The organism is Marinobacterium marisflavi, assembly GCF_982447095.1.
The window spans coordinates 1,856,107-1,870,296 of the sequence record NZ_OZ457898.1 but is presented as its reverse complement, the minus strand read 5'-3'; the positions used below and the strand labels follow the sequence as shown (position 1 = coordinate 1,870,296).

The following is a 14,190-nucleotide window of genomic DNA, read 5'->3' as shown; positions in this document are numbered from 1 at the left end:
ATTTAATATGACACGTTTAAAGAAACAGCGCCGTATGGCGAACAAGATCGTGCTGGACAAGACGCCCAAAAAACAGGAGCGTCTGGCCGATCCGGATAGCTATGAAAGCCGCAAACAGCGCGCAATGGCGAAGAAGAAAAAGCATCAGTCGGTGGAGCAGAAACGCATCAAAGCTAAACCGACTAAGTCTGCCATTGAGCGCGATACCGAAGCGGGTCGCCGAGGAGAGCGCAGTGGCGGACGTTTGGCCGATAAGATCCGCAAGCTCAACGCGCAGAAGCGGGATCAGGAACAGAGCAACAGCGACGACAGCGCCGAACAGGTATAAGTAGCAAGCATGAGCAGTCTGCCGCAACAGGTTGATGTTGTTGTTATTGGTGCTGGCGCCTCGGGGCTGATGTGCGCAATCACGGCCGGTTACCGTGGGCGCTCGGTGCTGCTATTGGAGCACTCCAATAAGGCCGGTCGCAAAATCCTGATGTCGGGTGGCGGGCGCTGTAACTTCACTCATATGTTCTCAACACCGGCTAACTTTCTCTCGTCTAATCCACACTTTTGTAAGTCCGCGTTGAGCCGTTATAAGCCGCAGGATTTTGTCGATATGGTCGATCGTCACGGTATCGACTATCACGAGAAGACACCGGGGCAGCTGTTTTGCGATGTCTCTTCGAAAGAGATTCTTCAGATGCTGCTGACAGAGGCGGATTGGGCGGGCGTGCAGCTTGAGATCGGCTGTGCGATTGAACAGGTTGATCCGCAGGCGTCTGGCTACAAAGTGGCCACAGCACGCGGCGTTGTTGATTGTGAATCGCTAGTGATTGCCACCGGTGGTCTCTCTATCCCCAACGGTGGGGCAACCGGTTTTGCCTATGAGTTAGCCGAGCGCTTTGGCATGGCTGTCACCGATCGACGCGCTGCGCTAGTTCCGTTTACGTTGCAACCCGACCTGCTGACACCACTGAAAGAGCTCTCGGGTGTGGCGCAGCCGGCCAGAGTGAGCTGCAACGGTATGAGCTTTAAAGAGCCGATTCTGTTTACTCACCGCGGTATTAGTGGGCCGTCTGTGCTGCAGATCTCCTCGTACTGGGCACCGGGGTCGACTGTTGAGATCGATCTTCTACCGGATCTGGATCTGGCTGAGCTGTTGAAAAATCAGCGCGGCGAGCATCCGCGTTGGAGCCTCGAGCGCAGCCTAAGCGAACATATGAGTAAACGAACGGCACAGGTTCTGTGCGAAATTTGGCAGCTATCGGGCGAGCTCACTCAGTTAAGCAACGAACGCATCGATGAGATCGCGAGAGCGTTTAAACACTGGCAGGTTAAACCCTCAGGGACTGAGGGTTACCGCACGGCCGAGGTTACCATCGGTGGTATAGAGACGAATGAGGTCTCACAGAGGACGTTCGAAGCTAAAAAGGCGCCGGGGCTCTTCTTTATAGGGGAGTGTCTAGATGTTACTGGCCACCTGGGTGGGCATAACTTCCAGTGGGCTTGGGCCAGCGGGTTTTGCTGCGGGCAGGCTGTTTAGGGTCGCTACAAAGGCCAGATGTCGCCTCAAGAGGCGACCTAGATTGATGGTAGGTCGGGTGTCGACCCGACATCTACTCCAAGGTCGCGAACCTACGGCTGGTGCCGCAGATCGCTCCCACAGTGTGTCGCCTCAAGAGGCGACCTACATTTACCCTTTGCGTGAGCTAAAACCGAGCACCGTGTAGAGCGGGCAGAAGTTCACTAGACCGGTCACCAGCGGCACGATGCCAATGTAACCCCACACAGGCAGCGCACCGGTTGCCGCAGCCGCGATCAGCGCTACACCCAGAATAACGCGTAGAATTTTATCGATACCGCCAACATTGAGTTTCATCTGAACTCTCCCTTTTGTGATTTGTATCAAGCATAGCGCGATTCTGCGCTCGCGAAAGCACAATTTTAGACTAAGCTGAGTAAATCTTATTACCGACAGAGCACGGCATCGACAGGAGACTCGGAGAGTACATATGCAGTTATTGCGCTCTTTTTGTTTAAGATAGAGAAGATCATGCAACTCAACCAGTCCCCGTACACTGTTCTCGATATCGAGTGCTGGCAACCTGTGGATGGCGCAGCATCTTTCACGCTTTGAACTTGAGAATCAGAAACTCGCATAAATTGCCAAGCGGGCCGATCTGGATGGTTTAACTGGCTGCCTTAATCGTGAGGGGTGGGAACGTCTTGCTGTACAGGAGTTCTCGCGTTTGAAGCGACAGCTCGATCAGACCACAAGTACTTTGTTGATGTTGGATATTGACCGATTTAAACAGGTTAACGACAACTACGGGCATCTAGTCGGGGATAACGTTTTAAAACAGGTTGTGAAAATCGCGCAGCAGCAGTTACGTGAATCCGATCTCTTGGGGCGTTTCGAAGGGGAGGAGTTTTTGATTCTTTTACCCGACACCGAAGAGCAGGAGGCGGAAACATTAGCAGACCGGCTCAGAACTGCCATTCGCGAAACGAAGCTCTAAAATGTGCCAGCCGTCACTGTCTCAATTGGATTGAGCCAGCATCAGGCTAGTTTGGCGAACCTCGAGCGCTAGATTGAGATCACCGATGGCGCCCTTTATTTAGCTAAAGCTAAAGGGCGCGACCGCGTTCAAATCGCCTGACCCTGACGAGAAGTTAGGCGGGCTGTAGCCCCGTATTGCGCTCAGCCATTGGGCGCTCATCCACCGGCAGATGGATAATCGCTGAGAGTGCCCCGACGCCTATGCCGACCCACCAGACGACGTCGTAGCTGCCGTAAGCGTCGTAGAGCGTGCCGCCCAGCCAGACTCCAATGAATCCACCTAGCTGGTGCGAGAAGAAGACCAGTCCGTAAAGTGTGCCCATGTACTTCAGGCCGTAGATCTGGGCAATCAGCCCCGACGTTAGCGGTACAGTCGCAAGCCACAGAGCACCCATCAGAATGGAGAAGATAACCACCGATTCCGGTGTGATAGGCGAGAGAATAAAGACCGCGGCAACGATCGTGCGTCCCGCGTAGATACTCGCCAGCAGATACTTACGCGAATGTCTCGCGCCTAACCAACCGGCCAAAATAGTACCGCCAATATTGGCGAAGCCGACAAACGCGATGGCTGCTGCTCCCAGGCCTGAAGCTGTGGTGATCCCCAGCGAGCGAACTAGGCTCGTTGGTTCTATAACGCTACACACTTCGGTAATAAAGGCGGGAAAGTGCGCGGTGATAAAGGCGAGTTGGTAACCGCAACTAAAGAAGCCGATAAATATAAAGATGAAGGTTTTATCTTTAATGGCGTTTCTGACCACTGTTCCCATGGAGTCTGTGGTGGGTGCGCTGCTGTCATCCGAGGGCGCTTTGATGAACGGTAGAAGCAGCATCACAGCTAAAATACCCACCGCCATAATTACAAAGACTTCCTGCCAAACGAAGTTGTTTAGCAGCATCTGTACGACAGGAGGGCCGATAACCTGACCTGCGGAACCCGCTGCGGTCGTGATACCCAGCGTCATTGAACGGTGCTTAGCGGGCGTTGCGCGGCCAACAATCGCTAGCAGTACGCCGAAGCCAGTACCGGCGATACCAAATCCAACTAAAATCTCCAGGAATTGATGCTGCCCTGGCGTGATAGCGAAAGCTGAGATAAACAGACCAATCGCATAGCAGACCACACCAAGAACGATCGCTTTACGATCACCAAACTTCTCGGCGATCGCGCTAAAGAGCGGCTGACCTATGCCCCAGGCGAGGTTTTGGATAGCGATTGCAAAGGAGAAGTCAGCTCGCAACCAGTTAAACTCTTGAGCGATCGGAATTTGGAACAAGCCAAAGGAGGCACGGATAGAGAATCCGAGCAGCAGAATGATACAGCTTGCGATCAACACCGGCGTGATCATTCGGCTTTGGGAGGTGGCTGCAACTGACATGAATATTTCTCCGCAAACAATTGACGAACTATAACCAGTTTGGCGGAAAAATTCCTATGAAGTGTCTACTTTTTACACTATTCTCGCGGAACTTTTTTACCCGGATATATGCTCCCACGGAGGAGAATTAATGGAAGATCGTATTATTGTTGGTAGTGAAGAGTGGTGTGCGTTTCCAACGCTGAGCATTCATGCTGTCAAAGCCCGCGTAGACTCGGGTGCAAAAACCTCGGCGCTACACGCGTTCAATATCCGTTCATTTAACCGTAACGGCGAGCAGTGGGTCAGTTTCGATATCCACCCCATTCAGAAGAGTGACACCACAGTGCTGCGCTGTGAGTCCCCCGTGGTGGATCGTCGCACTATTCGCAGTTCCAACGGCACATCTGAGCGGCGCTATGTGATTCGTGTACCCATGTTTCTCGGTGGTCAGAACTGGGATATCGAATTGACGCTGACCAATCGCGATACCATGGGCTACCGCATGCTGCTGGGACGCGAGGCGATGCAGGGTCGGATGCTGGTCGACCCAAGCGCCCACTTTAACCTGGGCGATCTCTCCATCACAGAGGTGCGCAAGATGTACGGTGTCTCTGAGCGCGCGGCGAAAGGTCTGCGTATCGGTGTGCTGGCCTCCAACCCCGAGCTCTATTCTAACCGCCGCCTGATGGAAGCGGGCGAGGAGCGTGGGCATGAGATGGTGTTCCTCGATATCAAACAGTGTTACATGAAGCTGGATGCCGAGAATCCAGAGATTCACTACCGCGGTGGAGACGTAGTGACTGGCCTGGACGCGGTTATCCCGCGCATCCGTCCGTCTATCACTTTTTATGGCTGTGCGCTGACGCGTCACTTCGATAGTTTGGGTGTTTACACTCAGAACACGGCTGACGCCATTACCATGTCCCGCGATAAGCTCTACTCGCTGCAGCTACTGCAAAAAAGTGGCCTGGACATCCCGGTCAGTGGTTTTGCTAACTCGCCAATGGAGACTGAGGATTTGATCTCGATGGTGGGTGGTGCGCCACTCATTGTGAAACTGTTGGAGGGTACTCAAGGGCGCGGTGTAGTGCTCGCTGAGACCGATAAAGCGGCGGAGTCGGTGATCAATGCAATTAAATCTCTACGAGCAAACTTGTTGGTGCAGGAGTTTGTTAAAGAGGCTCAGGGTAAGGATCTGCGTTGCTTCGTGATTGATGGCAAGGTGGTCGCGTCGATTCAACGCACAGCAGCACCCGGTGAGTTTCGTGCCAATATCCACCAAGGTGGTAGCGCGGCTGTTGTTAAGATCACACCGGATGAGCGTAAACTGGCGATCAAAGCTGCCAAGACTCTTGGTCTGCAGGTCGCCGGTGTCGATATTATCCGTTCGAGTCGAGGTCCGCTGTTGCTCGAGGTGAACTCATCTCCCGGCCTTGAGGGCATAGAGTATGCAACTGGCATGGATATGGCCGGCGCGATGATCGCTGAAATAGAGAAGCGCATCGCTAAACGCCGTAAGTAGCCTAAACAGCGAGGTGCATTTACGACTTGCTGACGCGAAAAGCTCTGTGACACCTAGTCTGGCGGCGAGGTGTCTACAAGGGTCAGCGCCGGATCTCAGCCGCCTCGCTCAGCGATGAGCCAGTGCTCAATTGCTGCGAACATCGCAGTGTCCATTGTTCGAGTGTTTCTGTGTCTGTTTTGAAGCACAGAAGCCCGTGCCGGTTTTCCGCACACATAATGCTACCATCAGAGTGCAGTGTAATCAGATAGTTGTCCATGTTGTTCTGTCTCAGTAACACCTAGTGGTATGGAGCCCTTTCAAGCGCATACCTAGACGTTGGGTTGAGCGATGATCTCTCTTTTTCAATGAGAGCAAGAGTGTGAAATCTGTATGTTCTGGGGAATTTGCGATCCGCGGTGCCGAGGTGGCCGCATCGGATGCAAATGAGTACTCAGGTCACAACCCAAGCAGGTTGAATTAGATTTGAAACAAGAGAGGTCGCAAGGAAAATTTGGGGGACTTGTTAAAAGCCCCCCTGAAGCGGGCAATCGGTGTTAGATCACACGAATATTGTCAGCCTGTGGCCCTTTCTGGCCCTGAGAGACAGTGAACTCTACTTGCTGACCTTCTTTAAGGGTTTTGAAGCCGTCGCCCGTGATCGCCTTGAAGTGGGCAAAGACATCAGGGCCTGAAGCCTGCTCAATAAAACCAAAACCTTTATCGTCGTTGAACCATTTAACGGTTCCAGTATGTGTATTTGACATGGGATAGATATCCTATTTTCGTAAAAATTTCCGTCTCGATATCGAGGCGGTCGGCTTGCTAGATTTTTAAGTGTACTTATGAAAACAGGACGAGGAATTGGGCAATACTTCGAAACGGTGGGCATAAATAGTCGATAAAACGTCGAGCAGAATGAAGGTTACTCATTAATATTTGTAAAGTCAATTGTCTTTAATTTTTTGATCAATTTTATTTATTGATTTGTCCGCTTCACGATGCCCTAGCACATGTATAACAAAAGTTATTAGATACTATTTAATTAATTTAGTAATATTAAAAGGAAGGTTAAGTAGCGTCCCTGCGTTGGATATTGAGGATTCGGATTATGAAAACAGCGATCGCCACAGTCACTCTGTCTGGTTCTCTGCCAGATAAGCTCCAAGCCGCAGCTGATGCTGGTTTTGATGCTGTGGAGATCTTTGAGAACGACCTAATACAGTTCTCGGGGACGCCAGCTGATGTACGGCAGATCGCTGATGACCTAGGCCTGCATATCCTCGCGCTCCAACCGTTTCGCGATCTAGAAGCTAACCCCGATCCTATACGCGAACAGAAAATATACTATGTCCAGCGCAAGTTCGAGATGATGCATGAACTCGGCACTCGCCGTATGCTCTGCTGCTCAAACGTGTCGCCCCTGTGTATCAATGATCCTGCTCGCGCAGCCGCTGATCTTGCTCATATTGCCGACCTAGCTGCAAAAGAGGGCTTTACAGTCGGATATGAGGCGCTGGCTTGGGGACGCCATACTGCTGACTATGAAGATGCCTGGAATATCGTCAAACTGGCCGATCATCCGGCTTTGGGTATCAACCTTGATACCTTCCATATGTTCTCGCGCGGTAACACACTCGATTGCCTACGCGATGAGATCACCAACGATAAAATTGCATTGGTGCAGATCGCAGATGCACCGCTGCTGCAGATGCACGACTTTCTGCAGTACAGCCGTCACTTCCGTTGCTTCCCGGGGCAGGGTGATCTGCCTGTAGTAGAGTTTATGCAGGTACTTCGTGATAAAGGCTTTGATGACTATATCTCGCACGAGATCTTCAATGATGAGTTCCGTGCATCCTCGGCCAGAGAGCGTGCTGTCGATGGTATGCGCTCGATGATCTGGCTAGATGAGCAGCTTCAGCAACCTGAGGCTATTCAAGAGCCGAAGCCTGAGGTGACCGATTACGAATTTATCGAATTTGCGATTGAGGGCGAGGAGGGCGACGCGCTGCTGAAGATGCTGGAGGCGCTCGGCTTCAAAGAGAACTACAGCCATGTCTCTAAAGATGTCGGATTGATGCAGATGAACGACATCAACTTAGTGCTCAATCGCGAGCGAGAGAGTTCTGCGCATCAGCACTACAAGCGTCACGGCGCTTCAGTCTGTGCTTTGGCGTTTACCACTAATGATGCCAAAGGCTCTCTGAAGCGCGCGGACCGTTACCGCATGCGTCGCTTCAATAACCAAACAGGCCCCGGTGAGCTCAATATTCCAGCCATTAAAGGGATTGGTGACTCGCTGGTTTATCTGGTGGAACGCTCCAAGAAATTTCGCTTCTTCGATATCGATTTTGAACAGATTGAAGGTGTCGAAACAGCGGATCTTGGCCTCCAGCGTGTCGACCATGTCGCTCAGTCGGTCAGCAACACTGAGTTTCTCTCGGCCAGCTTCTTCTACAAATCGGTGCTCGATTTCAAAATTGATCCCGCCCAGGACCTACCAGATATCTATGGTTTGGTGACAAGTCGGGTTGCCTCAAGCCCCAATGGCAAGGTGCGACTACCAATCAATATGACCGAGGCGCGTCAGGCATCGCCGCAGCGCTTTATTCAGCGCTCACGCGGATCGGGTGTGCAGCAGATCGCTTTTGCCTGTGAGGATATCTTTAAGATGGCGGCACAGATCGGTGAGCAGAATATTCTGCCGATTCCAGAGAACTACTACCGCGATATTGAGGCGCGCTTCCAACTGCCGCCGCAGCAGATAGAAAAGCTCAAAGCGGCGAATGTACTGTTCGATCGCAATGACGAGGGTGAGTTCTTTCATTGCTACACCCGTGAAGTACAGGGCGTCTTCTTTGAGGTGGTACAGCGTGTCGGGAACTATCAGGGGTACGGCGAACCGAACGCTCATATTCGCTTCGCCGCGCAGGCTTACCTGAACGAGTGGAATGCGCTTCTAACACTGTAGGGCGTTATCAGCGCGCTTGCTGCATTACCCCTGATGATAGCTGGCGCAGAACGCGAGCAACAACAAGATTAGCTAGCAGCCAGCGCCACTTCTTGGGAACAAATGGGAAACCGCTTGCCTCACACTGGCGGCGCACAACCTCAGAGTTGTCGCTGCTGGTGAAGAAAATTGGAACCTCACCGAGCCCGAAACTGCGCAGTAGTTTGGCGAGCTCTGGGCCAGCCCAACCATCCTGCAGGTAGTAATCGATCACTAAGCAAGAGATGCTTTTGCGCATCAATATTTTCTGTAACTGATCCCAGTGTGTGATGTTCTGCGCGTCCACACCACGGTTCTTTATCGTCTCTGCCAGCACCCGCCCTTGGGTACCATCATCATCTATTACAACAACCATAGACCCTCCTACTTTTCGTGCTCGGTGTGTTGATCATAGAGAGCCTTGCATATTGCCTGCCAACTTTAAGGCACAAAAAAGCCCGTCAGAAGACGGGCTTTAGAGTTCGAGAGACTAGGCCTTAGCCGATGTTCTCAAATTGCCCCATAGTGTTATCTTTACCACCGGCTTTCAGTGCAGCATCACCCGCGAAGTACTCTTTGTGGTCGTCGCCGATGTTAGAGCCAGCCATATCCTGATGCTTAACCGTTGCGATACCCTGACGGATCTCTTTGCGCTGTACGCCACCGGCGTATGCCAGCATACCTTCGTTACCGAAGTAGCCTTTTGCCAGGTTGTCAGTAGAGAGCGCCGCGGTGTGGTACGTAGGCAGAGTGATCAGGTGGTGGAAGATACCCGCTTCGCGAGAAGCGTCCGCCTGGAAGCTCTGGATGCGTGCATCAGCTTCCTGACCCAGTGCAGTCTCATCGTAGTCCGCGCTCATCAGCTTGGCACGATCGTAGGCAGCCATATCCTTACCTTCTGCACTCCAAGCATCAAATACCTGCTGGCGGAAGTTCAGCGTCCAGTTGAATGATGGTGAGTTGTTGTAAACAAGCTTCGCATTCGGGATCACTTCACGGATACGGTTAACCATGCCAGCGATCTGTTGCACGTGTGGCTTCTCAGTTTCGATCCACAGCAGGTCAGCACCGCTCTGCAGACTAGTGATACAGTCCAAAACCACGCGATCTTCACCAGAGCCTGTCTTGAATTGGAACAGGCCGCTCTGCAGTCGCTTAGGTTTCATCAGCTGGCCGTTTGCTTTGATTACAACGTCACCGTTAGCAATGTCGTCAGCGCTGCTGATAACGTCGCCGTCGAGGAATGAATTGTACTGGTCACCCAAGTCGCCTGGCTCGTTGGTTACAGCGATCTGTTTAGTCAGGCCAGCACCGAGTGAGTCGGTACGTGCAACGATTACACCGTCATCGACGCCCATCTCGAGGAATGCGTAGCGAACTGCGTTGATTTTAGCGATGAAGTCAGCGTGAGGAACAGTTACCTTACCGTCCTGATGGCCACACTGCTTCTCGTCAGATACCTGGTTCTCCAGCTGGATACAGCAAGCGCCGGCTTCAATCATCTTCTTAGCCAGTAGGTAGGTTGCTTCAGCGTTACCGAAACCAGCGTCGATGTCGGCAATGATAGGCACGATGTGAGTTTCGAAGTTGTCGATCTTAGCGATAGTTTCAGTTTCGAGTGTCTGGTTACCCGCTTCACGCGCAGCGTCCAGCTCACGGAAGAGGTGGTTCAGTTCCCAGGCATCAGCTTGCTTGAGGAAAGTGTATAGCTCTTCGATCAGCATAGGTACTGAGGTTTTCTCGTGCATAGACTGGTCTGGCAGTGGACCGAAGTCTGAGCGCAGCGCAGCAACCATCCAGCCTGAGAGGTAGAGATACTTCTTATCGGTAGTGCCGAAGTGCTTTTTGATAGAGATCAGCTTCTGCTGACCGATGAAACCGTGCCAGCAACCCAGCGACTGAGTGTACTGTGAACTATCTGCATCGTAGTCAGCCATGTCTTTGCGCATGATCGCTGCAGTGTACTTAGCGATATCGAGACCAGAGTTAAAACGGTTCTGGAGTTTCATGCGGGTCGCAGATTCGGCGCTGATTGCGCCCCAAGTAGCACCGTACTTGTTACACGTCTGCTGGATAGATTCGATCTCTTGTTTGTAGTTCGACATTTACTTCTTCCTCTATCGGGATGTGGTGTTTCACATGTTGCTAAAGTGCGGTGTGAATTCGCTCTTTAAGTTAAGCGACATATTGGGTGCGGGTTGCAAAGCTGTCAAAGGGGTGTTGTGCAGAGCAGCATTGGCTTTGTTGCAGTTGCGAAAAGGCGGGGTTGTTTTTTGTAGTCAGACTACAAGACGAGTTTGCTATTTTTTTATATAAAAATTAATAAAAACAATAATATAAATAGTTGTTAATAAGTATCATCAACTTAAGTAGTACAGGTTTTCTGGCATTTTTTTATCACATTTTTAATAGATAATAATCTAATCAAATTCCTAAAGAGTCTTAAAAACGAGTTCAGGTATTTGTCTAATTAGATATCGCTAATGTAATTATTGCGACATTGAACGGATTATTGCGGCGCACCATTTTTGTGCTTTAGTCTTTCGTATTACGAAAAAAGTAGAGTATTGAGGGCGAAGAGAGGCGATCCTGACCAGCAGAAATTTGGGCAGATAGGGCTCAGCTGAGCCCACCTGCTTGGTGCAATTTGCTAATGAGTTTGCAGTTCGCTTTTGAAATATTGATTGGCCCACTCACGCGATGATCACAGAGCTGAGTGATCCACTCTGGGTCGCACCCGCTCGTATCCAACTCTGTTCCATTGCAGAAGAGCAGAAGACCACCGGGTTGTTCGATGTAGAGCAGGCGCGCATCGGGTAGTGCATAGACACCCTCATCAGCGTCCAAGCTCTCGAGCCAGTGCGCAGTCTCCATCTCATCGGGTTGGTAGCAATCCTCAGCGTATTTCGGTTCAGAGACATATTGGCCAAACCAGTGCGCCAGCGCCTCAGAATCATCGAGCAGCGCGCTCAGGCGTGAACGGACCGTCGCGAGTGCTGCCGGGTCGATAGCGCCCGGATTCGCAGTTACAGTTAATTCAGGATCTGTATAGCGCGCTTCACTACTGAGCTTCTCGCCAATTTGATCAGAGAATGACCTCAGCATCTCTGCATCCGAGGGGGCCCTGAAGCCAATAGAGTAGGTGACGCAGTCCGGTGAGGTGGCAACGCCGTTGTGCGCAACCTGAGGTGGTAGATAGAGCATATCGCCGGGTTCGAGCTCGTAACTTTCCAAAGCCTCAAACTCACTCAGAATCATCAGTGGAATCTCTGGAATGCGTGGCGACTGACTAGACTCAATGCCGCCGATTTCCCAACGGCGCTTGCCGCCGGCCTGCAGCAGAAAGACGTCATAGTTGTCGTAGTGCGGACCGACGCCGCCACCGACTGTCGCATAACTGATCATCAAATCATCAATACGCCAGCGCGGGATAAAGGTGAAGCTCTCTAAAAGCTCACTCGCGGCCTCTACGTAGTGATCCACTGCTTGAACCAGTAAAGTCCAGTGAGACTCGGGCAGCGTGGCAAAGTCCTCCTCAGTGAATGGACCTTTGCGTAGGTCGAACGCACCGCTTTGGGGTTTGAAGCTGATCAGACGTGACTCCACTTCTGGTTCAAGTGCCAAGCCAGCTAGCTCATCCGCCTCTAGAACCGGCTCCAAGTCAGGAAAAGCCTGGCGAATCAGTACAGGTCGCTTCTGCCAGAATTCCGCCAGAAAGCGTTCGGGGGTTAGTTCGCCCCAACTTATCTCATATAGTTCGCTCATGTTACTTTTCACTTGTTTCAGTTTTGAAGTGCGCAGTGTATCTCAGCCGCTTCTGCAGCCATAGTCTGATACACTTTGCGCGTTATTTTTCTTTGAGGTGAACGATGCAGATTAAACGAGTTGATTACCGCGATTCTGAAGATGCAGCTGCGCTAGTCAGCCTGCTCAATGCCTATGCCGAAGAGCCGTTAGGCGGTGGAGTTTCGCTTAGTCAGCAGGTACGCGAATCGCTGCCGGCGGAGCTCGCTAAAATTCCGGGTGCCTACTCCTTTGTTGTCCGCGAGCAAGGGGAGCCCGTCGCGCTGCTCAACGCTTTCACTGGATTCAGCACCTTTAATGCCCGCCCTCTGATCAATATTCATGATGTCTATGTAGCGCCGTCGGTGCGTGGTGCCGGCGCACTTGAGATGCTGTTTGATGCGGTTGAACAGCAGGCGCGCGCGCTTAACTGTTGCAAGATCACCTTAGAGGTCCTGGAGGACAACGGTAGAGCACAGTCAGCCTATCGTCGACTCGGTTTCAAAGGCTATGAGGTAGGTGAAACTGGCGGTGAAGCTCTCTTCTGGCAGAAAAAACTGCGTTAATGCACCTGCCGCGTTTTCATCGCCTTGCGCACCTGCCTCCCATCAGTCTTAAGGTGCTTGTTTCCCTGCTAATGCTATTGGCGCTGGCGCAAATCTATCTGGCCAACAAAACTTGGCGTACCTATCAGGTGCTCTCGAGTGCACGTACCCTTGGGGTTGAGCAGGCAGCAGACCTGCGCGCTTACACCCGCGTCGACGAGCTGATCTCGCGTTTCGGTATCAGGGAGAGTGCGCTACTACAGGCATTGGGGCGCACCGAGCTGCCGAGTTCAGTAACCAAGGTTAAAACCCTGGCCGCTGAGATGGGGCTGGATGAGCTGATTTTGATTGCGCAGCTTCAGCGGTTGGTACCGCTTGAACAGCAGATGGAAGAGCAGGGCGAGCCAAGCCTCTATCAGCGTTTTGAGACCTTACTCCTTGATTGGCTTCAGACATACGGATTAGTGGTCTTAGTCATTATCGTCTTTCTTGGCGCGCTCGGAATGCCGGTGCCTGCAGGGCCGTTGGCGGCGTTGACCGGCGTGCTCTCGTTTGATGGTTTGATGTCGGGTATCCCGACCGCTCTAACAATCTTGGCAGCGGCGGTAGCCGGTGATCTGTTGATCTATTTAGTGGGCCGCAAGACGGATGATGCCAAGCTTGTTCGATATGGGCGTTGGGTCGGTTACACCGCCGCGAATCGCGTGCGCGTGCTGCACCTGTTTGAGCGTTGGGGTGGCTTAACGCTTTTGCTGACACGGTCGCTGGTGGCTCACATCAGTGCGGTTGCGAGCCTACTGGCTGGCTCATCGGGTATCCGTTTGCGCCTGTTTCTGAGCTACGCTGTGCTTGGGCGGGTGGTCTGGTTATTTATCTATTTTGGGCTGGGCTATCTAGTCGGCAGTGATTTTGACATGGCGAGTAGTTTTCTGAGCTATCTGTCGCTTCTACTGCTAGCGCTGCTGCTGATGGGGCTGCTGATCGAGCTCTACCATAAACAACACAAGCATACCGAGGGGAGTACCCATGGCGTTATTTGAGACCAAGCGCAGTTTGACAGTGGAGGCTGCACACCGATTGGCCCAGCTTGGCCAGCAGTGTGCTGATGAGCTGGGTTTTGCGATGAATGTGATTGTGGTAGACAGTGCCGGCCTGCCCCTGGCACTCCTGCGTAATCCCAAAGCGCCTGACGCCTCGCTTGAGTTTGCTCAGCGTAAAGCCTATACCGCAGCGAGCTATGGCTGGCCGACTGTTAAATGGGACGATATCGTTGGCGAGCGACCGTTAGTGATGCAGGGATTAGCGCAGAATCCGAAAGTGAGCTTAATTGCCGGGGGTATTCCTGTGCAGGTTGAAGGGGAGACGATCGGGGCCATCGGTGTTGCCGGAGCTAAAGCGCCAGAGGACCATCAGGTGGCCCAAGCGGCGCTGGATAAGTTTCTGGCTGAACAGCAGGATTGAGC

At 52.2% G+C, this 14,190-nt stretch carries 14 protein-coding genes and 1 pseudogene; 9 read left to right on the top strand and 6 right to left on the bottom strand.

All coding sequences use genetic code 11. The features are described 5' to 3' along the window. The first annotated feature begins 7 nt into the window (after nt 1-7). On the top strand, nt 8-328 hold the full coding sequence (locus AC1WNR_RS09230) for a hypothetical protein (RefSeq protein ID WP_481644203.1): 321 nt from the start codon (nt 8-10) through the stop codon (nt 326-328). A gap of 9 nt (nt 329-337) precedes the next feature. Continuing rightward, complete coding sequence (locus AC1WNR_RS09225; RefSeq protein WP_481644202.1) at nt 338-1,528, top strand: BaiN/RdsA family NAD(P)/FAD-dependent oxidoreductase; 1,191 nt, start codon at nt 338-340, stop codon at nt 1,526-1,528. Between the two features lie 150 nt (nt 1,529-1,678). Here AC1WNR_RS09225 and AC1WNR_RS09220 read toward each other — a convergent pair whose 3' ends face one another. Continuing rightward, on the bottom strand, nt 1,679-1,864 hold the full coding sequence (locus AC1WNR_RS09220) for a YgaP family membrane protein (RefSeq protein ID WP_481644201.1): 186 nt from the start codon (nt 1,862-1,864) through the stop codon (nt 1,679-1,681). Between the two features lie 283 nt (nt 1,865-2,147). On the opposite strand from AC1WNR_RS09220, the gene AC1WNR_RS09215 reads away from it, so the two are divergent. Further along, entirely contained in the window at nt 2,148-2,504 is a 357-nt protein-coding gene (locus tag AC1WNR_RS09215) for a GGDEF domain-containing protein (RefSeq protein ID WP_481645384.1), read from the top strand. A 154-nt stretch (nt 2,505-2,658) separates the two neighbouring features. On the opposite strand, the gene AC1WNR_RS09210 is transcribed toward AC1WNR_RS09215, so the two are convergent. Then, complete coding sequence (locus AC1WNR_RS09210; RefSeq protein WP_481644200.1) at nt 2,659-3,924, bottom strand: MFS transporter; 1,266 nt, start codon at nt 3,922-3,924, stop codon at nt 2,659-2,661. A gap of 130 nt (nt 3,925-4,054) precedes the next feature. Between AC1WNR_RS09210 and AC1WNR_RS09205 the strand changes: the two are divergent. Both AC1WNR_RS09205 and rimK read left to right on the top strand, forming a co-directional pair. After that, a pseudogene (locus tag AC1WNR_RS09205) lies at nt 4,055-4,456 on the top strand (ATP-dependent zinc protease family protein); the annotation flags it as partial. 81 nt (nt 4,457-4,537) lie between these two features. Next, entirely contained in the window at nt 4,538-5,428 is an 891-nt protein-coding gene (gene rimK, locus AC1WNR_RS09200) for a 30S ribosomal protein S6--L-glutamate ligase (RefSeq protein WP_481645383.1), read from the top strand. Between the two features lie 536 nt (nt 5,429-5,964). On the opposite strand, the gene AC1WNR_RS09195 is transcribed toward rimK, so the two are convergent. After that, nucleotides 5,965-6,174: a cold-shock protein gene (locus AC1WNR_RS09195; protein ID WP_481644199.1), complete on the bottom strand. Its 210-nt coding sequence runs from the start codon at nt 6,172-6,174 to the stop codon at nt 5,965-5,967. A gap of 344 nt (nt 6,175-6,518) precedes the next feature. Here AC1WNR_RS09195 and AC1WNR_RS09190 point away from each other — a divergent pair, with 344 nt between their 5' ends. After that, on the top strand, nt 6,519-8,381 hold the full coding sequence (locus tag AC1WNR_RS09190) for a bifunctional sugar phosphate isomerase/epimerase/4-hydroxyphenylpyruvate dioxygenase family protein (protein ID WP_481644198.1): 1,863 nt from the start codon (nt 6,519-6,521) through the stop codon (nt 8,379-8,381). A 7-nt stretch (nt 8,382-8,388) separates the two neighbouring features. Here the strand turns inward: AC1WNR_RS09190 and AC1WNR_RS09185 are convergent, their stop codons facing one another. From AC1WNR_RS09185 to AC1WNR_RS09175, 3 genes are all read right to left on the bottom strand, one after another. Further along, nucleotides 8,389-8,775, bottom strand: a complete 387-nt coding sequence (locus tag AC1WNR_RS09185) for a response regulator (RefSeq protein WP_481644197.1) — start codon at nt 8,773-8,775, stop codon at nt 8,389-8,391. A gap of 121 nt (nt 8,776-8,896) precedes the next feature. Continuing rightward, complete coding sequence (locus tag AC1WNR_RS09180; protein WP_481644196.1) at nt 8,897-10,504, bottom strand: isocitrate lyase; 1,608 nt, start codon at nt 10,502-10,504, stop codon at nt 8,897-8,899. A gap of 514 nt (nt 10,505-11,018) precedes the next feature. After that, nucleotides 11,019-12,164, bottom strand: coding sequence for a JmjC domain-containing protein (locus AC1WNR_RS09175; RefSeq protein WP_481644195.1), 1,146 nt, complete (start codon nt 12,162-12,164; stop codon nt 11,019-11,021). Between the two features lie 104 nt (nt 12,165-12,268). Between AC1WNR_RS09175 and AC1WNR_RS09170 the strand changes: the two genes are divergently transcribed. The 3 genes from AC1WNR_RS09170 to AC1WNR_RS09160 are packed head-to-tail and all read left to right on the top strand — an operon-like array spanning nt 12,269 to nt 14,188. Continuing rightward, nucleotides 12,269-12,748, top strand: a complete 480-nt coding sequence (locus AC1WNR_RS09170) for an N-acetyltransferase family protein (RefSeq protein WP_481644194.1) — start codon at nt 12,269-12,271, stop codon at nt 12,746-12,748. Further along, nucleotides 12,748-13,767 carry a DedA family protein gene (locus tag AC1WNR_RS09165; protein ID WP_481644193.1) on the top strand — a complete coding sequence of 340 codons (1,020 nt, stop codon included), beginning with the start codon at nt 12,748-12,750 and terminating at the stop codon, nt 13,765-13,767. The genes AC1WNR_RS09170 and AC1WNR_RS09165 overlap by 1 nt, the downstream gene beginning before the upstream one ends. After that, a complete protein-coding gene (locus AC1WNR_RS09160) occupies nt 13,754-14,188 on the top strand; it encodes a GlcG/HbpS family heme-binding protein (RefSeq protein ID WP_481644192.1) in 435 nt (144 codons plus the stop codon). The genes AC1WNR_RS09165 and AC1WNR_RS09160 overlap by 14 nt, the downstream gene beginning before the upstream one ends. The last annotated feature ends 2 nt before the right edge of the window (nt 14,189-14,190 follow it).

Coding starts and splice junctions, on each gene's coding strand:
- AC1WNR_RS09185 (WP_481644197.1), bottom strand. CDS start 8,775: ATGGTTGTTGTAATAGATGATGATGGTACCCAAGGGCGGGTGCTGGCA.
- AC1WNR_RS09210 (WP_481644200.1), bottom strand. CDS start 3,924: ATGTCAGTTGCAGCCACCTCCCAAAGCCGAATGATCACGCCGGTGTTG.
- AC1WNR_RS09225 (WP_481644202.1), top strand. CDS start 338: ATGAGCAGTCTGCCGCAACAGGTTGATGTTGTTGTTATTGGTGCTGGC.
- AC1WNR_RS09175 (WP_481644195.1), bottom strand. CDS start 12,164: ATGAGCGAACTATATGAGATAAGTTGGGGCGAACTAACCCCCGAACGC.
- AC1WNR_RS09190 (WP_481644198.1), top strand. CDS start 6,519: ATGAAAACAGCGATCGCCACAGTCACTCTGTCTGGTTCTCTGCCAGAT.
- AC1WNR_RS09180 (WP_481644196.1), bottom strand. CDS start 10,504: ATGTCGAACTACAAACAAGAGATCGAATCTATCCAGCAGACGTGTAAC.
- AC1WNR_RS09165 (WP_481644193.1), top strand. CDS start 12,748: ATGCACCTGCCGCGTTTTCATCGCCTTGCGCACCTGCCTCCCATCAGT.
- AC1WNR_RS09160 (WP_481644192.1), top strand. CDS start 13,754: ATGGCGTTATTTGAGACCAAGCGCAGTTTGACAGTGGAGGCTGCACAC.
- AC1WNR_RS09170 (WP_481644194.1), top strand. CDS start 12,269: ATGCAGATTAAACGAGTTGATTACCGCGATTCTGAAGATGCAGCTGCG.
- AC1WNR_RS09195 (WP_481644199.1), bottom strand. CDS start 6,174: ATGTCAAATACACATACTGGAACCGTTAAATGGTTCAACGACGATAAA.
- AC1WNR_RS09230 (WP_481644203.1), top strand. CDS start 8: ATGACACGTTTAAAGAAACAGCGCCGTATGGCGAACAAGATCGTGCTG.
- AC1WNR_RS09220 (WP_481644201.1), bottom strand. CDS start 1,864: ATGAAACTCAATGTTGGCGGTATCGATAAAATTCTACGCGTTATTCTG.